The organism is Mycobacterium sp. PTI7 (genome assembly GCF_056679845.1).
Genome location: NZ_CM155252.1, coordinates 811,133 through 834,970, shown reverse-complemented (window position 1 = coordinate 834,970; position 23,838 = coordinate 811,133). Strand labels below are relative to the sequence as shown.

Below are 23,838 nucleotides of genomic sequence, written 5' to 3'. Positions count from 1 at the left end.
GCGGGAAATTGCGACCGTTTTGATCGATCGATCAAACAATTGCGCCCGGTCGCCGGGCGCCCGAGGTGAGGTGGTTCGAATGGGCGGTCGGGTCGAGGGCAAGGTTGCGTTCATCACCGGTGCGGCGCGCGGACAGGGCCGCAGTCACGCCGTGCGCCTGGCCGAGGAGGGCGCCGACATCATCGCGATCGACGTGTGCGCGCCGGTCAGCAGCAGCAGCGCCATCCCGGCGGCGACCCCCGACGATCTCGCCGAGACCGCCGGGCTGGTCAAGAACCTGGGCCGGCGCATCGTCACCGCGGAGGTCGACGTCCGCGACTATGCCGCGCTCGAGGCGGCCGTGGCCGGCGGCGTCGAGGAACTCGGACGTCTCGACGTCATCGTGGCGAACGCGGGCATCGGCAATGGCGGCAACACGCTCGACAAGACCAGCGAACGGGACTGGCAGGAGATGATCGACGTCAACCTGTCCGGCGTGTGGAAGACCGTGAAGGCGGGCGTGCCGCACCTGCTGGCCGGCGGTCGCGGCGGCTCGATCGTGCTGACCAGCTCGGTGGGCGGCCTCAAGGCCTACCCGCACACCGGGCACTACATCGCCGCGAAGCACGGCGTCGTGGGCCTCATGCGAACCTTCGCCGTCGAGCTGGGGCAGCACTCGATCCGGGTCAACTCGGTGCACCCCACCAACGTGAACACGCCCATGTTCATGAACGAGGGCACGATGAAGCTGTTCCGTCCCGACCTGGAGAACCCGGGGCCCGACGACCTGGCACCCGTCGCCCAGATGATGCACGTCCTGCCGGTCGGCTGGGTCGAGCCGGTGGACATCAGCAACGCGGTGCTGTTCCTGGCCTCCGACGAGGCGCGATACGTGACCGGCCTACCCGTCACGGTCGACGCCGGGAGCATGCTGAAGTAGCCGTCAGTGGCGGCGGCGCTCCTTGGGCGCCGCCGCATCGGGGGCGGCGCTCGACTCGCCGCCCAGCAGACGGTCCAGGACGGCGAGCATCTGATCATGCCCCTCGGTGACGCCGATGGCGGCCTCGGCGCACAGGCTGCGGGACATCTGCGCGAGCACCATCGACACGACCACGGGCGGGTAGTCCGCCAGGTCGATCCCGCGGGCGCGCAGTCCCACCGTCGCGGCGGCGACCTCGATGTCGCGGACCCGCTCGGCGTAGGCCCGCAACTCCGCGCCGATCGGCTTGCGGTGGTTGGCCAGCGCCGCGAACTCGGTGTTGAGCGCCGTCAGCCGCGCATCGGCGTTGATCTCCCACAGCGCGCGCAGCGGGTCCTCGGCGGTCAGCGCCTCACGCATCCGGGCGAGCGACGCGTCGGCGCCCGCGCGCAGCACCGAGACGAACAGGTCGTCCATGGTGTCGAAGTAGTAGTACACCAGCGCCGAGCGGACGCCCGCGCGCTCCGCCACGCGCCGGGAGGTCGCGGCCGCGTACCCCTCCTCCCGCATGAGCTGCGCGGTCGCCTCGATCAGACGCGTACGCGTGTCGACGTCCTTCACGCGCGTCTTCCGAGGGGCGACCATCCGGTCATTCTCCATGTCGTCGTCGGTCCGGCTCGACGTACAGGCTCTGCGCCGGCGGGGGTTTCTTGACCGCGTTCGCACCGCGTGATAGATCTGTGGCCGTCAGGTTTTGATCGATCGATCAAACATTACCCGTATCGGAGCCACGATGACGGACCTCGCCCAGGTCGACTACTTCTCTGACGCCGCGGTGTCACAGGATCCCTACGAGTACTACGAGCACCTGCGTAGCCAGGGCCCCGTCGTCAGGGAGCCGCACCACGGGGTCGTCGCGGTGACGGGTTACGCGGAGGTCATGGCGGCGTTCAAGGACGTCGAGTCGTTCTCTGCCGTCAATGCGATCGGCGGCCCCTTCCCCCCGCTGCCCTTCGAGCCCGAGGGCGACGACATCAGCGCCCAGATCGAGGCACACCGACACCTCTTCCCCATCTTCGAGCACATGGTGGTGATGGACCCGCCCCGCCACGAGCGGGCCCGGTCACTGCTGAGCAAGCTGCTGACGCCACGCCGGCTGAAGGAGAACGAGGACTTCATGTGGGAGCTGGCCGACGGTCAGCTCGACGAGTTCATCGCCAACGGCACGTGTGAGTTCCTGTCGGAGTACGCGAAGCCCTTTGCCACGCTGGCGATCACCGACCTGCTCGGCGTTCCGGCCGACGACCGCGCGGAGTTCCGCCGCGCGCTGGGCGCCGACAAGCCGGCAGGCAACCAGGTGGGCGCACTCGACGGCGCACCGGTCGGACTCAATCCGCTGCAGTACCTCGACGACAAGTTCAGCGGTTACATCTCTGAGCGCCGGCGGGAGCCGCGCGGCGACGTCCTGAGCGCGATGGCGTCGGCCACCTACCCCGACGGCTCGACACCCGAGCTGCTGGAGGTGGTGCGGCCGGCGACGTTCCTGTTCGCCGCCGGACAGGAGACCGTCACGAAGCTGCTGAGCGCGGCGGTGCAGACGCTCGGCGACCGGCCGGAGTTCCAGCGGATGCTGCGCGAGAACCGCGACCTGATCCCCGCGTTCATCGAGGAATCGCTGCGGATGCAGAGCCCCACCAAGATCGACTTCCGGCTGGCGCGCAGGACCACCACGCTGGGTGGCGTGCACATTCCCGCCGGCACGGTCCTCATGCTGTGCCTCGGGGCGGCCAACCGCGACCCGGCCAAGTTCGACGACCCGCACGAGTTCCACATCGACCGTCGCAACGTCCGCGAGCACATCGCGTTCGGCCGCGGCATCCACACCTGCGCCGGCGCACCGCTGGCCCGCGTCGAGGGACGCATCACGGTCAACCGGCTCCTCGACCGGATGCGCGAGATCACCATCAGCGAGCGGTCACACGGGCCGATCGAGGCGCGCCGGTACGCCTACGAGCCCACCTTCCTGCTGCGCGGACTGACCGAGTTGTTCATCGACTTCGAGGCGTCGTAGCCGGCGGTCATCCAGTAGATCGCCCGCTCCAGGCTGGGCACGATGTCGGTGATCGCGATCTCGCCCGCCGCGAACCGGCCGAGCAGTCCGTACACCAGGCTCGCGATGACGGCGTCGAGGTCGGCGATGAAGCTCTCGTCGACGCCCGCCAGCGCGTCCATCGCGGCGGGTACCACCACGTCGAGGCCGCGGTGCAGCAGCGCGCTGCCCTTGGTCGACGACCGGGCGCGGTGGTAGGCCACCAGCATCTCGGGATGCTGCTCCCACGGTTCGAAGATCGTCCGGAACAGCCGGACCATCGCGTCGTACACCGTCTCGTCCGGGGGCCGCACCCGCCGGGAGACCTTGGCGTAGCGGTTCTCGTCCATCCACGCCTGCAGCGCCGCGAGGATCAGGTCGTCGCGGGTGGCGTAGCGCTTGTAGATGGTCGCCAGCGAGGTACGGGAGCGCTTCGCCACCTCGCGGAGCTGGACGGCGTCGTAGCCGTCGGTCTCGAGCATCGCGACGACGATGCCGAGGATGCGGTCGTCGGACGATCGCGAGTCACTCTCGCGGTCAATCGAATTCATTGACGCCCCACCCTTGCCGGTCACGGATAACCAGGTTACTGTACCGACAGTAACCGTGTTACTCAGATCACTCCACGACGGTGACGGGGCACGACGACGAAGCGAGGAACGATGGGTTCACTAGAGGGCAAGGTCGCCTTCATCACCGGCGTCGCCCGCGGTCAGGGCCGCAGCCACGCCGTCCGACTGGCCGCCGACGGCGCCAACGTCATCGGCGTCGACATCTGCGCCGACATCGACTCCAACGGATATCCGATGGCGTCGCGCGCCGAACTCGACGAGACGATCGAACTCGTCGAGGCCCAGGGCGGCAAGATGCTCGGCTCGGTGGCCGACGTGCGCGACTACCACGCGCTGAAGGCGGCCCTCGATGCCGGCGTGGAGCACTTCGGCCGCCTCGACATCGTGCTCGCGAATGCCGGCATCGCCACCATGGCCTTCCGCGAGCTGACCATCGAAGAGGAACTCGAGCAGTGGACCGACGTCCTGGACGTCAACCTGGTCGGGGCCTTCCACACGGCGAAGGCCGCGGTCCCCCACCTGCTCGCGGGTAACCGCGGCGGGTCGATCGTCTTCACCAGTTCGACGGCGGGACTCAAGGGCTTCGGCGGCACCCAGGGCGGCGGCCTGGCCTACGCCGCGTCCAAGCACGGCATCGTCGGCCTGATGCGGACCTTCGCCAACGCGCTTGCCGCCCAGAGCATCCGGGTCAACACCGTGCATCCCACCGCGGTCAACACGATGATGGCGATGAATCCGCAGATGCAGGACTTCCTCAAGAACTTCCCCGACGGCGGCGGACCTCACCTGCAGAACCCGATGCCGGTCGGGATGCTGGAACCCGAGGACGTCAGCGCCGCGATCGCCTACCTGGTCTCCGACGAGGGCCGGTACGTCTCGGGCGTGACGTTCCCCGTCGACGCCGGCTTCTGCAACAAGCTGTGACCGGCCGCGTCGAGGGCAAGCGCGTCGTCGTCACCGGCGCGGCCCGGGGCATGGGCCGCAGTCACGCGGTGCGTCTCGCGCAGGAGGGCGCAGACGTCATCCTGCTCGACGTCTGCGCCTCGATGCCCGAGTTGGAGTACCCGCTGGCCGAGGTGGCGGATCTCGAGGAGACCGCGGACCTCGTCCGTGCGCAGGGGCGGCGAGCCGTCACCACGGTGGTCGACGTCCGCGACGAGATCGCGATGAAGGAGGCCGTCGCCGCGGGCGCCGCCGAACTCGGCGGCCTCGACGCGGCGGTCGCCAACGCGGGCGTGCTGACGGCGGGCACCTGGGACGCGACCACCGCCGCACAGTGGCGACTCGTGCTGGACGTCAACCTGATCGGCGCGTGGAACACCTGCGCCGCCGCGCTGCCGTTCCTGCTCGAGCAGGGCGGCGGCAGCCTGGTCAACATCAGCTCGGCGGCGGCGATCAAGGGCAATCCGCTGCACATCCCCTACACCGCGTCCAAGCAGGGCATCGTCGGGATGAGCGTGGCGCTGGCCAACGAGCTTGCCGCGCAGAGCATCCGGGTGAACACCGTCCACCCCACCGGCGTCATGACCGGCATGGCGCCGGTGACCATGCACACCCTGCTCGCCGAGACCAGAACCGATCTCGCTCCCCTGTTCGGCAACGCGCTGCCCACGCAGCTCATCGACCCGATCGACGTCAGCAACGCCGTGCTCTACCTCGTCTCCGACGAATCCCGCTATGTGACTGGCCTGCAGTTCAAGGTCGACGCGGGCGTCACCATCAGATAGGAGTTCACGTGACCACCATCGAGGACCGGCGTCAGACCGGGCTGCGGCAGTACGCCGAGGTGATGACCGTCGACGCTCCACCGGACACCGATCCGGTGTTCGCCGACGGGCTGATCGACTTCGTCTTCGCCGAGATCTGGTCCCGGCCCGGGCTCAGCCGCCGGGACCGCCGCTTCGTCACGCTCGCCTGCGTCGCCGCCGCAGACGCCGACGGCCCGCTCGAGGACCACGTCTACGCCTCGCTCAACAGCGGCGACGTCAGCATCACCGAGATGCGGGAGACGGTGCTGCACTTCGCGGTCTACGCCGGATGGCCCAAGGCGTCGCGGTTCAACATCGTCGTCGATCAACAGTGGGCACGGATCACGACCGAACGCGGCACCACGGCACCGGCACCCGCACCGCTGCTGCCGTTGGCAACCGCGAGCGATCCGGAACTGCGCCTGCAGGGCGGCGAGAAGTCGTTCAAGGAGATCAACTGCATCCCGTTCGCGCCGGTGCGCGACAACCCGTATTCCGGTGCGGGCATCCTCAACTTCGTGTTCGGCGAGATGTGGCTGCGGCCCGACCTCGGCATGAAGGAACGCCGCCTCGTCACCGTGGCATGCGTCGCGTTCCAGGACGCCGACCTGCCGATTCAGTCGCACGTCTACGCCGCACTGAAGAGCGGCGACGTCTCGTTCGACGAGATGGACGAACTCGCACTGCACTTCGCCGCCTACTACGGCTGGCCCAAGGCGTCGCACCTCAACCAGGCCATCGGTGCCCAGAAGCAGCGGGTCCTGGCCGAGGCTTCGACCGACGCCGAGGCGGCGTCATGACCGCCGCTACGTCCGTCCGGCCCGCCGCACCCGTCGGTCCGGTCGGACTGCTGATCGGCGGCGACCGGATCACGACCACGTCCGCCGGCCGCGCCCACGACCACGTGTATCCGGCGACGGGGCAGACGAATACGAGCGTCGCCCTCGCCGCCGCCGCGGAGATCGACCTCGCGGTGCGGGCCGCGTGGACCGCGCAGCGGGAGTGGGTCTCCCTGACCGTCGACCGACGTCGTGATGCGCTCATCGATCTCGCCGACCTGGTGCACGACCACCTCGACGAATTCGCCGCCCTCAACGTGCACGACTACGCCGTGCCGCTGTCCTATGCCGGCACCGCCGTTCTGCTGGAACGGTTCCTGCGCCACTTCGCCGGATACGTCGACAAGCCGCACGGGTCCAGCACTCCGGTCAACGGCTCGTTCGATCTCAACCTCGTCGAGCGTGAACCCTTCGGCGTGGTGGCCGTCATCGCGCCGTGGAACGGTGCCCTGGCCGTGGCGGGCAGCTGCGTGGCCCCCGCCCTCGCCGCGGGCAACGCCGTCGTGTTCAAGCCGTCCGAACTGGCACCACTGGCGGCGCTGCGGTTCGGCGAACTGTGCCTCGAGGCCGGTCTGCCGCCCGGCCTGGTCAACGTGGTGCCCGCGGGCGCCGACGGCGGCGACGCCCTGGTGCGCCACCCCGGCATCCGCAAGATTCACTTCACCGGGGGCGGTGCGACCGCCCGCAGCGTGGTGCGGGCCGCCGCCACCAATCTGGTCCCCGTGGTCGCCGAACTCGGCGGCAAGTCGGCGAACCTGGTGTTCGGCGACGCCGACCTCGACGCCGCGGCGATGCTGTCGGCGCATCAGGGGCCGCTGATGCAGTCGGGCCAGAGTTGCGCGTGTGCGAGCCGGCTGCTCGTGCACGACTCGGTGTACGACGCGTTCGTCGAGAAGTTCGTCGCCGTCGTGGAATCCGCGGTGATCGGCGATCCGTTCGACCCCGGCGTCGGGTTCGGACCGGTGATCAGCCAGGGCGCGGTCGATCGCATCCTGCACACCGTGGACGACGCCGTCGCGAACGGCACCGGCAGGTTGCTGACCGGCGGTCGCCGCATCGGTGGCGACCTCGCGGCGGGCTTCTACGTCGAGCCGACCGTGCTCTACGACGTGGACAACTCGTCGGACCTGGCGCAGATCGAGACGTTCGGCCCGGTGGTCTCGATCATCCGGTTCCGCGACGACGCCGAGGCGGTCCGCCTCGCCAACGACACGCCCTACGGACTCAACGCCTTCGTGCACACCCGGGACCTGCGCCGCGCGCACGGCGTCGCGCGGGCGCTCGAGGCCGGGTCGGTGTGGGTGAACACGTTCAGCGACATCTCGCCGCAAGGCCCCTACGGCGGCTACAAGCAGAGCGGCTTCGGCCGCACCGGCGGGGTCGACGGACTCCTCGAGTTCCTGCAGATCAAGAACATTCGCATCGCGATGGGGTGAGGCGTCAGATTTCCCGCACCCGCGCGCGGCACTCGGCCGCGAGCCGCTCCTCGCGGGCGTAGAGCAGGCCGAAGGTGAAACCGTTCTCGCGCGGCGCGGTCCCGGCCGTGGCCCCCAGCCGGCGCAGTACCTCCCTGGCGACCACGGTGTCCTGGTGGTCGCCGAGGATCGACTGAACGGCCTCGTGCCGAGCCATCGTTCGGTCAGCGGACGAGTCGATCGGCGTGATGGCCTCCGCGGCGTACCGCGCCCGCTTCGCCGCCTTGCGAGCGCGGTGCAGCAGGTCCGGGTCGTCACCCTCGAGCGCCGTCGCCAGCCGCCGATCGGCCTTGCGGCTCGCCTTCCGCGCCAGCGTCCGGACCGCCGAGGTCGACAGGTCGGGGGGAACGGGCGACTCGTCGCGCCACCCGCGCAGGGTCGAGACGATCCCGGCGTACCGGTCCGACGCCATGGCATCGTCGACCGCCCTGCGGGCCGGCAATTCCAGGCCGCGGAGGTCACTGCGGATACGCGACCGCACCGGTCCGAGCACCAACTCGTCGGGGATGGCGTCCACCGCCTCGACGAAGCGCTCCTGCTGCACCTGCGGATCACGCACTTCGCCGAGAAGCCCTGCGAACCACTTCAGCTCGGGTTCGAGGTCGGCGGCGGCCGGATCGAGGACGTCGGCGAACACCCGGATGACGCTGCGCAACCGGCGGATCGCGACGCGCGTGTCGTGGATCGGATCCTGCCCCCGCCGCAGCGCGACGTCCCCGAGCATCACCTCGTCGATCTGCCGGCTCGTGTAATCGGCGAGCGCGGCGCTCGCATCCGACCGCGACACCGACGGGCGGTTCCCGACCGCACGCGCCAGCTTGGACGGGTACGCCGACCGGACCGCCCCGGCGGCGCGCAGTCGCCTCCGCAGCTTCCTCGGCACCGCGGCGACGTCGGGGCCGAGTTCGACCTCGATCTCGCGCCACGCCAGCAGTGTGTCGCCTACCGACGCGCGAACGTGGTCGTCGGCGATCTCGAACAGCACCGCCCCGCGGGAGGACACGGTGTGCCGGTCCCGCCGGGTGCGGATCGTCGCGGTCGGCACCAGGTCCCCGCCGAGCGCGACGCCTCGAAGCGCCCGCACCATCTCCTCGGGTGGCTCGTCGGCCAACGGCCAGTGCAGTTCCAGCCGCCCGTCCCCCGTCGGGAGCTTGACCTGCCATCCGGTGTCGTCGTCACCGTCGCGCCGACGCACCACGATGCCGTGTGCCCGGAGGTCGCCGTCGGCCGTGTCGACGTACGCACTCACCAGCTCGACGGTGTCCACCGACACCTCGGCGTCGGGAGCCAGGTCGGCGACGTCGGGCAACCGAAAGTCCGCGTCGACGCTCCACTTCCGCTCGCGTTCCAGGTGCTCGCCCATGCCACGGGCATTGCCCGGCAGACGTCCGCCAAACCCGGCGGGCGGGTCACCTAGCATCGGGCGCATGGGCATACCCGAGGTCGATCCGACGGCCGGCTCCCCGATGCTGCGCCACGGCGCGCGCCTCACCGGCAACAAGCCCGGACGTTGGCTGGCCCGCCGGGTGGCGCCGCGCATCGACCGCCGGCTGCTGAAGCTCAGCAACGGCCGGTTCTCCTCGGCGATGGTGACGCCCGAACTGTTGCTCGTCACGACCGGCGCCAGGACCGGCCAGCGGCGGACCACGCCGCTCACCTACTTCACCGACGACGGGCGCGCCGTGGTCGTCGCCTCCAACTACGGCAGCTCTCGGCATCCCGCCTGGTACTACAACGTCCTCGCGCACCCGACGGTCACGATCTCCGCAGCCGGCTACACGGGGACCTTCGTCGGCCGGGAAGTGTCCGGGGCCGAGCGCGACCGGCTGTGGGACCTCGCCACCACCTTCATCCCGTCCTACGCCCAGTACGAGGAGCTGGCGGGTGGCCGCACCATCCCGGTCGTGGTCTTCACCGAGTCCGACTGAGCCTTACCGTGGCGCCCGGCGCACGGGTAGGCGATGATGCCGCCCATGCGCAATGAACTCCGGTGCCTGCTGGCCGCGATCACCCTGACCGCGGCGGGCTGCGCCCCCGCGGACGAACCGGCGTCGAGCAGTCCGTCGCAGCCCGCCTCGGCCGCGGACTGCGCGAAGGACTCGCTGGCCACCCTCAACCCCGGGAAGCTCGTGTTCGGCACCGATCAGCCCGCCTACCCGCCCTGGTTCGTGGACGACGACCCGGCCAACGGCAAGGGTTTCGAGTCGGCGGTGGCCTACGCCGTCGCAGACCGGCTCGGGTACGCGCGCGAGGACGTCGCGTGGGTGCGGGTGCCGTTCAACGCCGCGATCGCGCCGGGCCCGAAGACGTTCGACGCCAACCTCAACGAGTTCTCGATCACCGACGAGCGCAAGCAGGCCGTCGACTTCTCCTCGCCCTACTTCGACGTCACCCAGGCGGTCGTGGCCATCAAGAGTTCGCCCGCAGCGGGGGTGACGACGCTCGACGGCCTGCGTGGCCTCAAGCTCGGCGCGCAGGTGGGCACCACCAGCTATACCGCCGCGCAGGCCATCGATCCCGGGGTCGCGGTGTTCAACAACAACGACGACGGCAAGGCGGCGCTGTCCAACGGGCAGATCGACGGGCTGGTGGTCGACCTGCCGACCGCCTTCGCCGTGCAGTCGGAACTGACCGACGGGGCCATCGTGGGCCAGTTGCCGGTGGGCACCGAGAAGGCCGAGCAGTTCGGCATCGTCCTGGACAAGGGCAGCGCACTGACGCCGTGCGTGTCCAAGGCCGTCGACGAACTCGGCGACGACGGCGAACTCGTCAAGCTGCAGAAGGTGTGGCTCACCGGCGCGGGCAACGCTCCGGTCCTGTCGTGACGACGGTCGACCCGAGCGCGAACCCGCACTCCGTACCCCTCGACCGGGTCGCCTACCGACAGTCGCGGGCACGCCGGTCGACGCTCATCGCGTTGCTCTCGACGGTCGTCTTCGCGGCGGTGCTGCTGATCGGGGTGACGTCCGCGCCCGGGTGGTCGCGCGTCCGGGACTCCTTCTTCAACCTGCAGGTCGGCTGGGCCAGCCTCCCCGCACTGCTCGACGGTCTGTGGCTCAACGTCCGCGTGCTGGTGGTGTGTCAGGTGCTGGTCCTGATCGTCGGACTGGCGCTCGCCGCGATCCGGACGCTGCGCGGGCCGGTGTGGTTCCCGCTGCGCGCGCTGGCCACCGGATACGTCGACCTCTTCCGCGGCCTGCCGTTGCTGATCTGCCTCTACCTCGTCGGCTTCGGCCTGCCCGGCCTGCGCCTGACCGGCCTGCCGACCAGCCCGGTGCTGCTGGGTGGCCTCGCCCTGGTGCTGATCTACTCCGCCTACGTCGCCGAGGTCTTCCGGGCGGGCATCGAGTCGGTGCACCCGAGCCAGTTGGCCGCGGCGAAGTCCCTCGGCCTGAACTACCGGCGCACCATGCGGCTGGTGGTGCTGCCCCAGGCGACCCGTCGGGTGACGCCCGCGTTGCTCAACGACTTCGTCGCCCTGCAGAAGGACTGTGGACTCATCTCCGTGCTCGGCGCCGTCGACGCCGTCCGGGCCGCACAGATCCAGTCCGCGACCACCTACAACTTCACGCCCTACGTCGTGGCCGGCCTGCTGTTCGTTGCGCTCGCGGTGCCCTCGGCGCGGCTCGCGGACTGGGCGGCGCGCCGCTCGGCGGTCCGTCAGGGGGCGATGTGACGCCCATCCTGTCGGTGCGTGGCCTGACCAAGGCGTACCACGGCACGCCGGTACTGGCCGGCGTCGACCTCGACGTCGACGAGCACCAGGTGGTGGTCCTGATCGGCGCCTCGGGATCGGGCAAGTCGACGCTGCTGCGGTGCATCGACCTGCTCGAGGAGATCGACGACGGCCAGATCCTGCTCGACGGTCGCGACATCAGCGACCCGCGTATCGACGCCGACGCGGCGAGGCAGGCGATGGGCATGGTCTTCCAGTCGTTCAACCTCTTCCCGCACCTGACCGCGCTGGCCAACGTCGCCCTGGCACCCCGGGTGGTGCACGGGTCGTCGCGCAGGAGCGCCGACGAGCGTGGCCGCGAACTGCTGGCCCGGGTCGGGCTCGCCGACCTCGCCGGCGCCTACCCGGACAAGCTGTCGGGCGGGCAGCAGCAGCGCGTCGCCATCGCCCGCGCCCTAGCCTATGAGCCCCGGTTGTTGCTGCTCGACGAGATCACCAGCGCGCTGGACCCCGAATTGGTCGGCGAGGTCCTCACCCTCGTCGGCGAACTCGCGGCGGGTGGGGCCACCATCGTGATGGCGACCCACGAGATGGCATTCGCACGCGACGTCGCCGACACGGTCTGCTTCCTCGACGGCGGACGGATCGTCGAATCCGGGTCGGCCGCCCAGGTACTGACCGATCCCACCGAGGAGCGGACCCGACAATTCCTCAGGCGGTTCACCGCCGGGCGTTGACGGATGCGTCAACACCTGTCGCCCACGGTTTGCTGCAGGACGTAGTGTGAGTGACGTCGCTCGATTTCACCGTCGTCACGGGCGCCGTGCAACGAGCTGGGGGACGTGATGTCGCGATCGAGGTTGTGCCTCGTCTGCGGCCTCTGCGGTGTGGCCGTCGTCGTGTTCGCCGCCTGGCTGATCGGCGGGTGGGGCGGCCCCTGGACCGTCCTGGCCGTCAGTGACGTCGGTTCGGTGCTCGCCGGCGTGACCGCCGTGACGTGCGCCGCCGTCACCGCGCGGCGCTGCCGCGGCCGCCAGCGCAGGGCCTGGACCGCGCTCACCGTAGCGCTCGCGAGCTGGCTCTTCGGCGACGCGGTCTGGGCCTACTACGAACTGGTGCTCCGGATCGGCACCGCGCCGTTCCCGTCACCGGCGGACGCCGGGTACCTGCTCTTCACGGTGGCAGCCTGCGTGGCCCTGGTCCTGCTCCCGATCGGGAGTGTCGGTCAGTCACAGCCCCGCCTCCTCCTCGACGGCCTGATGGTCGGCGTCTCACTGTTCGTGATCTTCTGGACGGTGGGTCTCGACGACGTCTTCCACAGGGGCGACGAGTCACCGTTCGCATTCGCCGTGTCCGTCGCCTACCCGATCGGCGATCTCGTGCTGCTCACGGTGGCGCTGCTGATCCTGACCCGGGCGCGGCCCGGTCAACGCGCGGTGGTCACCGTCTTCACCGTCGCCATGGGCGTGATGGCGGTCGCGGACGGCACCTTCGTGCTCGTCAACGCCCAGGACGACTACGTCAGTGGCGGTCTCATCGATCTGGGGTGGGTGGCCGGCCTGCTGCTGCTCGGCGTCGCGGCGTTGCTCGGATCGCGGGCCAGCCACATCGAGTTCGGCTTGGCGAGGGCCCCGTCCCGGGTGGCCTTCTGGCTGCCGTATCTGCCGTTGCCGTTCGCCACCCTGTGCATCGTGATGAGCGAGGGATCAGCCACGCTCGTGGTCGCGTCCATGCTGCTGCTCACCGGTGTGGTGATCCGCCAGTTCCTGATGGCCGACGAGAACCGGCGCCTGCTGGAGACGGTGGCCGACCAGGCCTTCCGGGATCCGTTGACCAAACTGGCGAACCGGGCGCTGTTCCAGGACCGTCTCGGCCACGCGGTGGCCCTCCAGATCCGGGACGGCCGACCCGTCGCCGTGCTGTCGGTGGACCTCGACGACTTCAAACTGGTCAACGACTCCCTGGGGCACCCGGCCGGCGACGCTCTGCTCAACGCCGTCGCCGAGCGCATCGTCGCCTGCGTGCGGGCCGGCGACACGGTGGCCCGGGTCGGCGGCGACGAGTTCGCGATCCTCCTCGAGGACGGGCCCGACAGCCCACTCGTCGTGGCGCACCGCATCTTCGACGCGTTCGACGACCCGTTCCCGGTCGACGGGCACGACGTGTTCATGCGCCCGAGCGTGGGGGTGGCGACGGGCCACGCCGACGGGACCGACGACGCGACCGCGGCGGCGCTGCTGAAGCAGGCGGATCAGGCGATGTACGCGGCGAAGCGCAGCCAGCACGGCGGCGTCATGACCTTCACCGCGGACATGCAGCTGATCGATCAGGCGGAGGTGGATCCGCCGACCGACCGCGGCTTCACCACCCGCCGTAGCGGTTCCGCGGGGCTGCAGCTCTTCGCCCAACTCCGCCGGGCGATCGACCGTGGTGAGTTGAGCGTCCTCTACCAACCGAAGTTCACCGTGTCGACCGGACGCGTCGAGGGCGTGGAGGCGCTCGTGCGGTGGGAGCATCCAGACCGCGGGATGATGCTGCCGGGCGAATTCCTCCCGCTGGCACGGCAGAACGGCCTGATGGGCGCGCTCACCGAGGCCGTGATCGACCGAGCGGTGCGCGACGCCGCGGGGTGGCGCGCCGACGGCACCGACGTGCCGTTCGCGGTCAACCTGTTTCCGCCGTCGCTCACCGATCTGGAACTGCCGAACCGCATCGTGCGAATCCTCGAGGCCGGCGGCGTTGCTACCGACCGGCTGACCGTCGAGATCACCGAGGACTTCCTGCTCGGCAACACCCGACGGGCCCGCACGGTCCTGGAGACGTTGCGCGAGCGGAAGATCCGGGTGTCGATCGACGACTTCGGCAGCGGCTACTCCGCACTGTCCTATCTGCGTGAGCTGCCCATCGACGAGGTGAAGCTCGACCGCGAGTTCATCGCGCCGATGCTGACCGACGATCGCGCGGAGGCGATCGTCAGCGCGATGATCGACCTCGCCCACCGACTCGACATGACGTGCGTCGCCGAGGGAGTCGAGGACTCGGCCACCGCGGTGCGGCTCGCCGAGCACGGCTGCGACATCGTCCAGGGCTTCTACTGCAGTCCGCCGGTCACCGCCGCACGCGTGCTCGCCGTGCGACCCCTGTGGCCGGACGGTCGACCGCTCGAGGCGTATCAACCGACGGACGCTCGACGGCGGTGACGTCGCGGCACCTGACTACGCTCGTGCGGTGTCCCTCCCCCAGCCGTCGCCCACGCCCGCGGTCCGCGAGGCCGGCGATCCCAGCACGTCGGTGCTGGCCGCGCTGCGCTCACCCCGACGTCTGAAGACCGAGGTGCTGGCCGGCCTGGTCGTGGCGCTGGCGCTCATCCCCGAGGCCATCTCGTTCTCGATCATCGCGGGGGTCGATCCGCGGGTCGGCCTGTTCGCGTCCTTCACGATGGCCGTGACGATCGCGTTCACGGGCGGGCGGCCCGCGATGATCTCGGCGGCCACCGGCGCCGTCGCCCTGGTGATCGCGCCGCTGGTCCGCGAGCACGGCCTGGACTACCTCGTCGCGACGGTGCTGCTGGCCGGCGTGCTGCAGATCGTATTGAGCGCGCTGGGCGTCGCCCGTCTGATGCGCTTCGTCCCTCGCAGCGTGATGGTTGGCTTCGTCAACGCCCTGGCCATCCTCATCTTCACCTCACAGCTGCCGTACCTGATCGGCGTTCCCGCGCTGGTGTATCCGCTGGTGATCGCGGCCCTACTCGTCATGGTGCTGCTGCCGAAGCTGACCACGGCGATACCGGCGCCGCTGATCGCCATCGTCATCCTCACCTCGGTGGTGCTGATCTTCGGCCTGCACGTGCCCAACGTCGGCGACGAGGGCGAACTGCCGTCGAGCCTTCCCGCGCTGCTGATCCCGCAGGTGCCGCTCACGTGGGAGACGCTGTCGATCATCGCGCCGTACGCGCTGGCGGTGGCGCTGGTGGGTCTGCTCGAGTCGTTGATGACCGCCAAGCTGGTCGACGACATCACCGACACGCACAGCAACAAGACCCGCGAGGGCTGGGGTCAGGGCGTCGCCAACGTCGTCACCGGCTTCTTCGGCGGCATGGGCGGGTGCGCGATGATCGGCCAGACCATGATCAACGTGAAGGTGTCGGGGGCGCGAACCCGGATCTCCACGTTCCTGGCGGGACTCTTCCTGCTGGGGCTGGTGGTCGGGCTCGGCGACGTCGTCGGCACCATCCCGATGGCGGCCCTCGTCGCCGTCATGATCATGGTGTCGGTGGGCACCTTCGACTGGCACAGCATCCACCCGTCGACGCTGCGCCGGATGCCGCGCAGCGAGACGCTGGTCATGGTCGCGACCGTCGCGATCACCGTCGCGACGAGCAACCTCGCGTACGGCGTCATCGTCGGATCGGTGACCGCGATGGTGCTCTTCGCCCGTCGGGTCGCGCACCTGGTCACCGTCCAGAAACTGCCCGCCACACCGGATTCCGACCCCGACACCGTCGTCTACCGCGTGAGCGGCGCGCTGTTCTTCGCCTCGAGCAACGACCTGGTCTACCAGTTCGACTACACGGCGGATCCGCACCGCGTGGTGATCGACATGACCGACTCGCACATCTGGGACGCCTCGACCGTGGCCGCACTCGACGCCGTCACCACGAAGTACCGGGCCCGCGGCAAGCACGTGGAGATCGTCGGACTGAACACCGACTCCGCGGACCGGCGGGACCGCCTCTCCGGTCGACTCGGCGCGGCCGAGTGAGTCACTCCTCGTCGGGAGTCTCGAGCGTCATCAGGTAGTGGTCGATGGGACTGCGGGCGCCGTTCGGCACGACCAGCAGCTTGGGCAGCTCGGCCACCAGTTTCTCCGCGATCACCTGCAGCTTGACGTTGGTGTCCTGCGACCGCCACCGGAGCACGCCGAACGCGGCGTCGGCGTCCAGGTCGTAGAGCAGCTGGAGCATCCCCTTGGCCTGGTCGATCACCTCGCGGTGGGCGACGATGACCGACAACTCGTCGCTCACGGTCGCCTGGACCTCGGCGTCCACGCTCGCGGTGATGTCGATGTAGAAGCCGCGCGTCGCCGCGGTCTGCCCGTCCGGCCCGGCGACGGCCTCACCGACGACGACGACGCTGCGGGTCTCCCCCGTCGTGGTGATGATGCGGTGCCGGCTGCTGAACGGGGCCGCGGACTGCGCCAGCAGACCCTTCACCTTGGCCACGTCGTCGGGGTGCTTGTGGCTCAGGATCAGTTCCGTCGTGGGCGTGACGTCGTCGGGTTCGTACCCGTGCATCCGGGCGACGGTGTCCGACCACGTCCACGTGTCCGTGCCGTAGTGATAGGCAAAGCGGCCGACGCGCTCGGGTGCGCCGCCGAGCAGCGCCTGATCGATCGGCTGGACGGCGACGCCGTCGGTCGAGGGCAGATCGTCGTCGACCACGATCCGCGCCGAGACGTCGTCGTCCTCGGGACGTGACGAGGATTGTCGGAGAACCACGGGCAAAGATTATCGCTGCCGTCAGCCGCAGACACCCCGATACCCGAGTGACGTTCGTTCTCCGGAGTTCACCGACGTCCGATTCATCGACCGACTACGGTCGATCGCCCGGTCAGGTGACCGGGCCGAGATCCTCGGGGCGTTCCGGCGTACCGGTGCTGACCTGCCGAGACAGCCGTCGATGCCGGATCAGCAGCCAGGTGATGCCCGCGACCATCGCGACCGCCGCGACCGAGAGCGCCCCGGCCGCCGGTCCGCCGTGGCCGGTGGCGAGCGCCGTCAGGCCCGATGCGAGCGCGAACAGGCTGAGGACGATCAGGGCGTAACCCGGCCAGCTGGTCCGGTCCTTGAGCGTCTCACCGGCGACGGGCCCCGCGCCCACGAGGGATCCTGCCGCGTCGTGTCCGTTGATGTTCGTCATGGTGGTTGGACGCGGCCGAACGGCCGAAACGCACGCCCGCCGACCTGTACCCTCCGTCACACCGACGGAAAGCCCTGGTCAGTCGAGGGGTCGGCCAGCACGGTCAGCGCGGGATCGATGGCGTCCCGGGTCTGGTTCCCCCCGGCCCTGCGCGCCTCGAACATGGCGGAGATGGCGATGTTGACCAATTCCTCGACGACGTCGTAGGTGGGCACCGTGGCCAGCGGTTCGAGCGGCGTACACACCACGCCGACGCTCGCGCTCAGACCCGATCGCGAACCGGCGACGGCCCCGCGGATGCGTTCGGCCAACGGGTGGGGGTCGAGGGTGGTGAACAGATCGGCGATCCAGAACTCGGCGTCGCCGGGGTGGGCGATGATCGCGTCCCGGCGGGCGGTCTCGCGCAACGCCCGGGCGACGCCCACGCGGGCGCCGTCGGCCTCGGCGCGCCCCCGCACGTCGGCCATCAGCGAGTAGCCGTCGAGGTTGACCACGACCACCACGAGACGACGGTCGTCGTCGCGGGTGCGGGCCCCGATCAACGTGGAGACCTTCTCGAAGAAGGCGTCCCGGCCGGGCAGACCGGTGACGGGCTCGAGGTCGCCGTAGGGCGTGTCGTTGGCGATCAGCCGGACCACCATCCGGCACGCGAAGACGGCGAACACGTTGACCAGGACGATCAACAGCACCGTCGCCACGGCCATCGACACGTCGTCCTCGGCCAGCAGCACCGCCAGGTAGATCAGCGCGCTCGCCCCGACGGTCCATGTGAAGACCAGCAGTCGCAGCGAGTGGAACACCACGACGAAGGAGCCGAGGACCGCGTAGGTCGTGGTGCCGAGGATGCCCAGGGAGTGCGACGGGACCACGATCGACGACGCCGCGATGCACACGGTGCCCACCACCACGCACGCCCACGAGACGCGCCGGCTCGGCCAGCCCGGACGCAGCCACAGAAGCGTCATCACCACGCAGCAGCACGTCACCGTGGCCATGACCACCATGCCCGCCGTGCTGCCGGGGCCGAGCATCCCGAGGGACAGGATCGGACCGATCGCACCGAGACCGAAGATGCTCGCCGCGACGGTGCGGCAGGTGCGCCGCTGCAAATCGTGCGCGGCGAGGAAGGCGGTCAGCCAGTAGTAGTGGTCGCCGCCGCGCCGCCACCCGCTAGCGCTCATCACCCGTCACCGTTCGTCCCTCGTCCGACGTCTGCCGTCCCGACCCGCCTGGGTCCGTCAGCCATACAGTGTCACCCCGTCGCGCCCCCGGGTGCCGGCTACCCCCGCGGGACGGCCTCGGATGCCGGTGGGCGTCGGCGGGTTTCAACGACGGTCTTCGGTGGCATCCCGGCCCTCAGGCGCGCACCGGGGAGGTCGGGATGGCATCTGGAGTGGAACTCGGTCGGATCGACACCGACATACCCGCCCGCATGGACCGACTGCCCTGGGCGCGATGGCACTGGCTCGTCGTCATCGGCCTCGGCACGGTGTGGATCCTCGACGGCCTCGAGGTCACGATCGTGGGATCGATGTCGGATGCGTTGAAGTCGACCGACACCGGACTCGGGTTGAGCAGCAGCCAGATCGGCCTCGCCGGCGCGGTGTACGTCGCCGGTGCGTGCGTGGGCGCGCTGTTCTTCGGCCAGCTCACCGACCGGTTCGGCCGCAAGAAGCTGTTCCTGATCACCCTCGGCGTCTACATCTTCGCCACCGTGCTCACGGCCTTCTCGATGAACCCCATGTGGTACTTCGCCGCTCGTTTCCTCACGGGCGCGGGCATCGGCGGCGAGTATGCGGCGATCAACTCCGCCATCGACGAACTCATCCCCGCCGAGTACCGGGGCCGCGTCGACGTCGTCATCAACGGGTCCTTCTGGGTCGGCGCGGCGGGCGGTGCGCTGCTGACCATTCCGCTGCTCGACCCGACCATCGTCGATGCCGAGTGGGGCTGGCGATTGGCGTTCGGACTCGGCGCGATCCTCGGCATCGGCGTACTGCTCGTGCGTCGTCACGTGCCAGAGAGTCCGCGGTGGCTGTTCATCCACGGCCGCGAGGACGAGGGCGAACGCATCGTCGCCGGCATCGAGGACGACATCGCGCGGGAGACGGGTCGGGCGCTGCCCGAGGTGTCGGAGACCATCACCATCCGGCAGCGCAAGACGATCGGCATCGGGCTGATCGCCCGGACGGTGTTCACCATGTATCCGCGGCGGACGGTGCTGTGCTTCGCGTTGTTCGTCGGGCAGGCATTCCTCTACAACGCCTTCTACTTCACCTACGGCGACACCCTGTCGACCTTCTTCGGGGTCGAGCGAACCGGCTACTACATCGCGGTCTTCGCGATCAGCAACTTCATCGGCGCCCTGGTGCTCAGTCCGCTGTTCGACACCGTGGGCAGGGTCAGGATGATCGCGGGCACGTACATCGTGTCGGGCGTCATGCTCGCCGTCGTCGGGTTCTTCCTCGGCTCGGTCACCGCCGTCACGCTGACGATCTTCGGCGCGATCATCTTCTTCTTCGCCTCGGCGGGCGCCAGCTCGGCGTATCTGACGGCCAGCGAGGTCTTCCCGATGGAGACACGGGCGCTGTGCATCGCGTTCTTCTACGCGATCGGCACCGCGGTCGGCGGGATCACCGGTCCGCTACTGTTCGGCGTGCTCATCGAGAACGCGTCGAGCAGCGGCGACATCACCGGAATCGCGCCCGGATACTTCCTCGGAGGCGCTTTGATGGTGATCGCCGGAGTCGTCGAGATCTTCCTGGGCGTCCGGGCCGAGGGGCGAAGCCTGGAGTCCATCGCCCGACCCCTGACCGCCGACGACGACGCACCCGCACCGGCCTGACGGCCTCGACACCCACCTGGAGACACCGCCATGGCCGACGCCGACGCCGCCGCCATCCGAGCCGAAGTCGGCGACTGGACCGAGCAGCACCGGGCCACCTACCTGAAATCGGGTGGCGCCGAAGGACACATCGTCGACATCAGCTCGGTGGGCGGTCACGCGATGACCACCCACTGCCTGATCAGGTGCGCCGGCCGCTCGTCCGGCCGGGAGTACGTGACGCCGCTGATCTACGGCAACGTCGCCGGGGAGATCGTCATCGTCGCGTCGAAGGGCGGTGCCGACGAGCACCCGCAGTGGTACCTCAACATCCTCGAGAGCGAGACCATCGGCGTGCAGATCGCCACCCAGGCGTTCGAGGCCACTTGGCGCGAGCCCGTCGACGACGAACGGCACGCGGTGTGGTCTTACATGACGCACCTGTACCCGCCGTATCTCGCCTACCAGACCTCGACGACGCGCCACATCCCCATCGTCATGTTGAAGACGGTGCGGCCCATCGACGTGTTCGGCGCGCGCGCCGAGGCGTGAGCGCATAGCCTTTCCCCGCGACCGGACGAGGCCGCACCACTCGACGGGGAAAGGTGCCCGACCCATGACTTCCACCCACCGCGTACGCAACACCGCGTGCGTCGTCCTGTTCGCCGCGCTGTCAACGACGTTCGCCGCCTGCGCGAGCGAGGAGAGCGACACCCCGTCGACCACGACGACCACCACGACGACGAGCGTCGAGTCGTCCGCGCCGGCGCCGTCGCCGACCGAGAAGAGCATCAACCCCACCGGCGGCAACCTCTTCACGCCGTCGATTACGGCTCCCGGCCCGCCGACCCCGGCGCCCGGCAACCTCCCCGGCAACTCACCGAAGTAGCCGCTCCTCGAGGGCGATCGCCGCCGTCCGGCGGCGATCACCTTCGATCTCGGGAACGGCGGCCGTCCGGTGAATACGATGGACCCATGGCCGAGGACCTCGCGATCTCAGACGTTCCCTTCACCAACGACCCCTGGGTGGCGGCCCGGGACCGGTACGACTCGATGCCCTACCGACGGGTGGGTACGTCCGGGCTGCTGCTGCCCGCGATGTCGCTGGGCCTCTGGTACAACTTCGGCGACAATCGGCCGTTCGACGGGCAGCGCGAGATCCTGCGCTACGCGTTCGACCACGGCATCACGCACTTCGACCTGGCCAACAACTACGGCCCGCCCTACGGCTCCGCCGAGGAGAACTTCGGCCGGATGCTGCGACGGGACTTCAAGCCGTACCGCAACGAGCTGATCATCTCGACCAAGGCCGGGTGGGACATGTGGCCCGGACCCTACGGCCAGCTCGGCGGGCGAACGTATCTGCTTGCCAGCCTGGATGATTCGCTGGAGCGACTCGGACTGGACCACGTCGACGTCTTCTACTCCCACCGCATCGACCCGGTGACGCCGCTCGAGGAGACCATCGGCGCACTCGACACCGCGGTGCGGTCGGGCAAGGCGCGCTACGTGGGCATCTCGTCCTACTCGGCGGCCAAGACCGCCGAGGCGGCGGCCATCGCGAGCCGGCTGGGCACCCCGCTCGTGATCCACCAGCCGTCGTACTCGCTGCTGAACCGGTGGATCGAGGGCGGGCTCACCGCCGAACTGGGCAAGGCCGGCATGGGGGCCATCGCGTTCACGGCACTCGCGCAGGGTCTGCTGACCAACCGCTACCTCGAGCAGCCCGCCGGCGACGTCGACCGCGCGACGGCCCGGCCGACCTTCGACGACGAACTCGTCACCGACGAGGTACTCGGGCGGCTGCGGGGGCTCGCGGGCATCGCCGAGCGCCGTGGCCAGTCGCTCGCCCAGCTCGCACTGGCGTGGGTGCTGCGCGATCCCGCGGTCACCTCCACGCTGATCGGCGCGTCGAGCGTCGCTCAGCTGAAGGAGAACCTGGCCGCGCTCGACAACCTGGACTTCTCACCGGAGGAACTGACCGAGATCGACGGCTACGCCTCCGACTCCGGCATCGACCTGTGGCGGGAGAGTTCCGACGTCTAGCCGCCCGCGAAATACCCGGCGCCCGGCCGTGGTTGCGCACGGGGAAGGAGGACGACGGTGAAGGTACTGGTGCCCGACGACCTCGGGCTGACGGAGCTGGCGGACGCCACGGGCATCGAGGCGGTGTACTACACCCCGGGCGATCCTTGGCCCGCCGAACACCTCGACGCTCCGGTGGTGGTGGTCGGCTTCGAGAAGGCCGACGCCATCGGGGCGCGGTTCGGCGACCTGCCCGGCCTGCGCCTGGTGCAGACGCTCAACGCCGGGTACGAGCAGTGGCTGCCGCACCTGCCGGAGGGGGTCATGCTGTCGAACGGCCGTGGCGCCCATGGCGGTTCGACCGCAGAGTGGACGGTCGCCGTGCTACTGGCGATCTACCGCGAGCTGCCGGAATTCGTCGCACACCAGGCTGCGGGGGCATGGCGGCCGCGCACCACCGAGACCCTGATCGGCAAGCGGGTCGTCGTCCTCGGCGCCGGGGACCTGGGCACCAACCTGGCGTCGCGGCTCGAGCCGTTCGAGGTGGAGGTGACGCTGGTCGGCCGCAGCGCACGGCCGGGTGTCGTCGCGCTCGACGACGTCGACGCGCTGCTGCCCCGGGCGGACGCCGTGGTCGCGATGCTCCCCGGCAACGACGCCACCCACCACCTGATCGACGCCGCCTTCCTCGCGAAACTGCCCGACGGTGCCATCGTCGTCAACGCCGGCCGCGGCGGCGCCGTCGACCCCGACGCCCTCCTCGCGGAACTGAACTCCGGGCGCCTGCGCGCCGCACTCGACGTCACCGAGCCCGAGCCGCTGCCCGCCGGCCATCCGCTGTGGTCGGCACCCGGACTGATCCTCACCCCGCACGTCGCGGGCAGCACCGCGGGCGCCTGGGAACGGGCCTGGAAGGTGGCCCGCCGCCAGATCGACACCTACGCCTCGGGTGAGAACCCGCCCAATCTGGTTGCCGGACAACCGCGCTGAAGGGAACGACGATGACGATCACCGACCACGCCGATCAGACCGGCTTCGACGCCGAGTGGAGGCAGTGGCACGAGCAGCGCGAGCGCTACTTCCGCGACCCACTGGGGTGGGTCGCCATCACCGGCCTGCACTGGCTCTCCGATGAATTCGAGACCGTGGCCGATCTGCCGGGCCGGTGGCGCGCCGACGCCGACGCCGCCTACGTCGACGGCATCGAGGGGACCTCGCGGCTCGAACCCGTCGAGGGTGCGCCCGGGCTGTTGGTCGAGGACGGGGATCGACGCATCGAGGTCATCCGCCGCACGGGCTCCGTCGCACTGCGCGTGCACGACCCCGAGTCGCCGGATCTGGCCGCCTTCCAGGGCATTCCGACGTACGAACCGGACGAGCGGTGGCGCGTCGACGGCAGGTTCACCCCCTACGGCCAGCCGTCCACGGTGACCACCGGCGCCGTCGTGGCGGGCCTCGAGCACCACCACAGTGCGGTCGGGGAGATCGAGTTCGAGATCGACGGCTCGGACCACCGGCTGATCGCGTTCGCCGGAAAGACCGACGGCCTGCACGTGCTCTTCACCGACGAGACGAGCGGTGTCACCACCTACCCGGCGGCACGGTCACTCGCGATCGACGCCCCGGCCGCCGACGGCACCGTGGTGCTGGACTTCAACCGGGCCGCCAACCTGCCGTGCTCGTTCACCGACTACGCCACCTGCCCGGTGGCGCCGCCGGAGAACAGGCTCGGCGTCGCCGTCGAGGCAGGCGAGAAGAACCCGCGCTGAGGGAC

24 protein-coding genes are annotated in these 23,838 nt (G+C 69.8%); 18 read left to right on the top strand and 6 right to left on the bottom strand.

All coding sequences use genetic code 11. The features are described from left to right. Nucleotides 1-79 precede the first annotated feature (79 nt). Complete coding sequence (locus AC1MEY_RS04090; RefSeq protein ID WP_480229450.1) at nucleotides 80-919, top strand: mycofactocin-coupled SDR family oxidoreductase; 840 nt, start codon at nucleotides 80-82, stop codon at nucleotides 917-919. 3 nt (nucleotides 920-922) lie between these two features. Here AC1MEY_RS04090 and AC1MEY_RS04085 read toward each other — a convergent pair whose 3' ends face one another. Next, complete coding sequence (locus tag AC1MEY_RS04085; protein ID WP_480229449.1) at nucleotides 923-1,543, bottom strand: TetR/AcrR family transcriptional regulator; 621 nt, start codon at nucleotides 1,541-1,543, stop codon at nucleotides 923-925. A gap of 148 nt (nucleotides 1,544-1,691) precedes the next feature. On the opposite strand from AC1MEY_RS04085, the gene AC1MEY_RS04080 reads away from it, so the two are divergent. After that, nucleotides 1,692-2,969, top strand: coding sequence for a cytochrome P450 (locus AC1MEY_RS04080; RefSeq protein ID WP_480229448.1), 1,278 nt, complete (start codon nucleotides 1,692-1,694; stop codon nucleotides 2,967-2,969). Here the strand turns inward: AC1MEY_RS04080 and AC1MEY_RS04075 are convergent. Next, nucleotides 2,906-3,538, bottom strand: coding sequence for a TetR/AcrR family transcriptional regulator (locus tag AC1MEY_RS04075; RefSeq protein ID WP_480229447.1), 633 nt, complete (start codon nucleotides 3,536-3,538; stop codon nucleotides 2,906-2,908). The genes AC1MEY_RS04080 and AC1MEY_RS04075 overlap by 64 nt on opposite strands. Nucleotides 3,539-3,649: 111 nt before the next feature. On the opposite strand from AC1MEY_RS04075, the gene AC1MEY_RS04070 reads away from it, so the two are divergent. The 4 genes from AC1MEY_RS04070 (at nucleotide 3,650) to AC1MEY_RS04055 (ending at nucleotide 7,582) form a co-directional block, all read left to right on the top strand. Then, complete coding sequence (locus tag AC1MEY_RS04070; protein WP_480229446.1) at nucleotides 3,650-4,483, top strand: mycofactocin-coupled SDR family oxidoreductase; 834 nt, start codon at nucleotides 3,650-3,652, stop codon at nucleotides 4,481-4,483. A gap of 50 nt (nucleotides 4,484-4,533) precedes the next feature. Then, nucleotides 4,534-5,286, top strand: coding sequence for a mycofactocin-coupled SDR family oxidoreductase (locus AC1MEY_RS04065; protein WP_480231291.1), 753 nt, complete (start codon nucleotides 4,534-4,536; stop codon nucleotides 5,284-5,286). Between the two features lie 62 nt (nucleotides 5,287-5,348). Further along, entirely contained in the window at nucleotides 5,349-6,107 is a 759-nt protein-coding gene (locus tag AC1MEY_RS04060) for a carboxymuconolactone decarboxylase family protein (RefSeq protein ID WP_480231290.1), read from the top strand. After that, a complete protein-coding gene (locus AC1MEY_RS04055; protein WP_480229445.1) occupies nucleotides 6,104-7,582 on the top strand; it encodes an aldehyde dehydrogenase family protein in 1,479 nt (492 codons plus the stop codon). Before AC1MEY_RS04060 ends, AC1MEY_RS04055 begins: the two co-directional genes overlap by 4 nt. Before the next feature lie 4 nt (nucleotides 7,583-7,586). Here the strand turns inward: AC1MEY_RS04055 and AC1MEY_RS04050 are convergent, their stop codons facing one another. Then, nucleotides 7,587-9,050, bottom strand: coding sequence for a CYTH and CHAD domain-containing protein (locus AC1MEY_RS04050; protein WP_480229444.1), 1,464 nt, complete (start codon nucleotides 9,048-9,050; stop codon nucleotides 7,587-7,589). On the opposite strand from AC1MEY_RS04050, the gene AC1MEY_RS04045 reads away from it, so the two are divergent. From AC1MEY_RS04045 to AC1MEY_RS04020, 6 genes are all read left to right on the top strand, one after another. Next, nucleotides 9,049-9,549 (top strand): nitroreductase/quinone reductase family protein, encoded by a 501-nt coding sequence (locus AC1MEY_RS04045; RefSeq protein ID WP_480229443.1) that lies wholly within the window; start codon nucleotides 9,049-9,051, stop codon nucleotides 9,547-9,549. The genes AC1MEY_RS04050 and AC1MEY_RS04045 overlap by 2 nt on opposite strands. A gap of 45 nt (nucleotides 9,550-9,594) precedes the next feature. Further along, nucleotides 9,595-10,446, top strand: coding sequence for an ABC transporter substrate-binding protein (locus AC1MEY_RS04040; RefSeq protein WP_480229442.1), 852 nt, complete (start codon nucleotides 9,595-9,597; stop codon nucleotides 10,444-10,446). Then, the gene (locus AC1MEY_RS04035; RefSeq protein ID WP_480229441.1) at nucleotides 10,443-11,297 is read left to right on the top strand and encodes an amino acid ABC transporter permease; all 855 of its coding nucleotides are present in this window, start codon (nucleotides 10,443-10,445) and stop codon (nucleotides 11,295-11,297) included. Before AC1MEY_RS04040 ends, AC1MEY_RS04035 begins: the two co-directional genes overlap by 4 nt. Then, complete coding sequence (locus AC1MEY_RS04030; protein WP_480229440.1) at nucleotides 11,294-12,034, top strand: amino acid ABC transporter ATP-binding protein; 741 nt, start codon at nucleotides 11,294-11,296, stop codon at nucleotides 12,032-12,034. The genes AC1MEY_RS04035 and AC1MEY_RS04030 overlap by 4 nt, the downstream gene beginning before the upstream one ends. Before the next feature lie 108 nt (nucleotides 12,035-12,142). Next, nucleotides 12,143-14,497 carry a putative bifunctional diguanylate cyclase/phosphodiesterase gene (locus AC1MEY_RS04025; RefSeq protein ID WP_480231289.1) on the top strand — a complete coding sequence of 785 codons (2,355 nt, stop codon included), beginning with the start codon at nucleotides 12,143-12,145 and terminating at the stop codon, nucleotides 14,495-14,497. Nucleotides 14,498-14,525: 28 nt separating this feature from the next. After that, nucleotides 14,526-16,058, top strand: a complete 1,533-nt coding sequence (locus AC1MEY_RS04020) for a SulP family inorganic anion transporter (RefSeq protein WP_480229439.1) — start codon at nucleotides 14,526-14,528, stop codon at nucleotides 16,056-16,058. Nucleotide 16,059: 1 nt separating this feature from the next. On the opposite strand, the gene AC1MEY_RS04015 is transcribed toward AC1MEY_RS04020, so the two are convergent. The 3 genes from AC1MEY_RS04015 to AC1MEY_RS04005 form a co-directional block, all read right to left on the bottom strand. Further along, nucleotides 16,060-16,794: a PAS and ANTAR domain-containing protein gene (locus tag AC1MEY_RS04015; RefSeq protein WP_480229438.1), complete on the bottom strand. Its 735-nt coding sequence runs from the start codon at nucleotides 16,792-16,794 to the stop codon at nucleotides 16,060-16,062. Between the two features lie 112 nt (nucleotides 16,795-16,906). After that, nucleotides 16,907-17,215, bottom strand: a complete 309-nt coding sequence (locus AC1MEY_RS04010; protein ID WP_480229437.1) for a protein UsfY — start codon at nucleotides 17,213-17,215, stop codon at nucleotides 16,907-16,909. Nucleotides 17,216-17,271: 56 nt separating this feature from the next. Beyond that, the gene (locus tag AC1MEY_RS04005) at nucleotides 17,272-18,396 is read right to left on the bottom strand and encodes a diguanylate cyclase domain-containing protein (protein WP_480229436.1); all 1,125 of its coding nucleotides are present in this window, start codon (nucleotides 18,394-18,396) and stop codon (nucleotides 17,272-17,274) included. A gap of 200 nt (nucleotides 18,397-18,596) precedes the next feature. On the opposite strand from AC1MEY_RS04005, the gene AC1MEY_RS04000 reads away from it, so the two are divergent. The 6 genes from AC1MEY_RS04000 (at nucleotide 18,597) to AC1MEY_RS03975 (ending at nucleotide 23,833) form a co-directional block, all read left to right on the top strand. Further along, nucleotides 18,597-20,060, top strand: coding sequence for an MFS transporter (locus AC1MEY_RS04000; RefSeq protein ID WP_480229435.1), 1,464 nt, complete (start codon nucleotides 18,597-18,599; stop codon nucleotides 20,058-20,060). A gap of 30 nt (nucleotides 20,061-20,090) precedes the next feature. Next, nucleotides 20,091-20,591: a nitroreductase/quinone reductase family protein gene (locus tag AC1MEY_RS03995; RefSeq protein ID WP_480229434.1), complete on the top strand. Its 501-nt coding sequence runs from the start codon at nucleotides 20,091-20,093 to the stop codon at nucleotides 20,589-20,591. Between the two features lie 64 nt (nucleotides 20,592-20,655). Further along, on the top strand, nucleotides 20,656-20,928 hold the full coding sequence (locus tag AC1MEY_RS03990; RefSeq protein ID WP_480229433.1) for a hypothetical protein: 273 nt from the start codon (nucleotides 20,656-20,658) through the stop codon (nucleotides 20,926-20,928). Between the two features lie 86 nt (nucleotides 20,929-21,014). Continuing rightward, the gene (locus AC1MEY_RS03985) at nucleotides 21,015-22,085 is read left to right on the top strand and encodes an aldo/keto reductase (RefSeq protein ID WP_480229432.1); all 1,071 of its coding nucleotides are present in this window, start codon (nucleotides 21,015-21,017) and stop codon (nucleotides 22,083-22,085) included. A 57-nt stretch (nucleotides 22,086-22,142) separates the two neighbouring features. After that, nucleotides 22,143-23,054 (top strand): 2-hydroxyacid dehydrogenase, encoded by a 912-nt coding sequence (locus AC1MEY_RS03980; protein WP_480229431.1) that lies wholly within the window; start codon nucleotides 22,143-22,145, stop codon nucleotides 23,052-23,054. Nucleotides 23,055-23,065: 11 nt separating this feature from the next. Beyond that, the gene (locus tag AC1MEY_RS03975; RefSeq protein WP_480229430.1) at nucleotides 23,066-23,833 is read left to right on the top strand and encodes a DUF1684 domain-containing protein; all 768 of its coding nucleotides are present in this window, start codon (nucleotides 23,066-23,068) and stop codon (nucleotides 23,831-23,833) included. The last annotated feature ends 5 nt before the right edge of the window (nucleotides 23,834-23,838 follow it).

Bases quoted from the DNA above. Each gene is read 5' to 3' on its own strand.
- AC1MEY_RS04065 (WP_480231291.1), top strand. From the start codon at position 4,534: ATGGGCCGCAGTCACGCGGTGCGTCTCGCGCAGGAGGGCGCAGACGTC.
- AC1MEY_RS03975 (WP_480229430.1), top strand. From the start codon at position 23,066: ATGACGATCACCGACCACGCCGATCAGACCGGCTTCGACGCCGAGTGG.
- AC1MEY_RS04045 (WP_480229443.1), top strand. From the start codon at position 9,049: ATGGGCATACCCGAGGTCGATCCGACGGCCGGCTCCCCGATGCTGCGC.
- AC1MEY_RS04060 (WP_480231290.1), top strand. From the start codon at position 5,349: ATGACCGTCGACGCTCCACCGGACACCGATCCGGTGTTCGCCGACGGG.
- AC1MEY_RS04010 (WP_480229437.1), bottom strand. From the start codon at position 17,215: ATGACGAACATCAACGGACACGACGCGGCAGGATCCCTCGTGGGCGCG.
- AC1MEY_RS04090 (WP_480229450.1), top strand. From the start codon at position 80: ATGGGCGGTCGGGTCGAGGGCAAGGTTGCGTTCATCACCGGTGCGGCG.
- AC1MEY_RS04070 (WP_480229446.1), top strand. From the start codon at position 3,650: ATGGGTTCACTAGAGGGCAAGGTCGCCTTCATCACCGGCGTCGCCCGC.
- AC1MEY_RS04000 (WP_480229435.1), top strand. From the start codon at position 18,597: ATGGCATCTGGAGTGGAACTCGGTCGGATCGACACCGACATACCCGCC.
- AC1MEY_RS04080 (WP_480229448.1), top strand. From the start codon at position 1,692: ATGACGGACCTCGCCCAGGTCGACTACTTCTCTGACGCCGCGGTGTCA.
- AC1MEY_RS03990 (WP_480229433.1), top strand. From the start codon at position 20,656: ATGACTTCCACCCACCGCGTACGCAACACCGCGTGCGTCGTCCTGTTC.
- AC1MEY_RS04005 (WP_480229436.1), bottom strand. From the start codon at position 18,396: ATGAGCGCTAGCGGGTGGCGGCGCGGCGGCGACCACTACTACTGGCTG.
- AC1MEY_RS04085 (WP_480229449.1), bottom strand. From the start codon at position 1,543: ATGGTCGCCCCTCGGAAGACGCGCGTGAAGGACGTCGACACGCGTACG.
- AC1MEY_RS03985 (WP_480229432.1), top strand. From the start codon at position 21,015: ATGGCCGAGGACCTCGCGATCTCAGACGTTCCCTTCACCAACGACCCC.
- AC1MEY_RS04050 (WP_480229444.1), bottom strand. From the start codon at position 9,050: ATGCGCCCGATGCTAGGTGACCCGCCCGCCGGGTTTGGCGGACGTCTG.
- AC1MEY_RS04055 (WP_480229445.1), top strand. From the start codon at position 6,104: ATGACCGCCGCTACGTCCGTCCGGCCCGCCGCACCCGTCGGTCCGGTC.
- AC1MEY_RS04025 (WP_480231289.1), top strand. From the start codon at position 12,143: ATGTCGCGATCGAGGTTGTGCCTCGTCTGCGGCCTCTGCGGTGTGGCC.
- AC1MEY_RS04075 (WP_480229447.1), bottom strand. From the start codon at position 3,538: ATGAATTCGATTGACCGCGAGAGTGACTCGCGATCGTCCGACGACCGC.
- AC1MEY_RS03995 (WP_480229434.1), top strand. From the start codon at position 20,091: ATGGCCGACGCCGACGCCGCCGCCATCCGAGCCGAAGTCGGCGACTGG.
- AC1MEY_RS04040 (WP_480229442.1), top strand. From the start codon at position 9,595: ATGCGCAATGAACTCCGGTGCCTGCTGGCCGCGATCACCCTGACCGCG.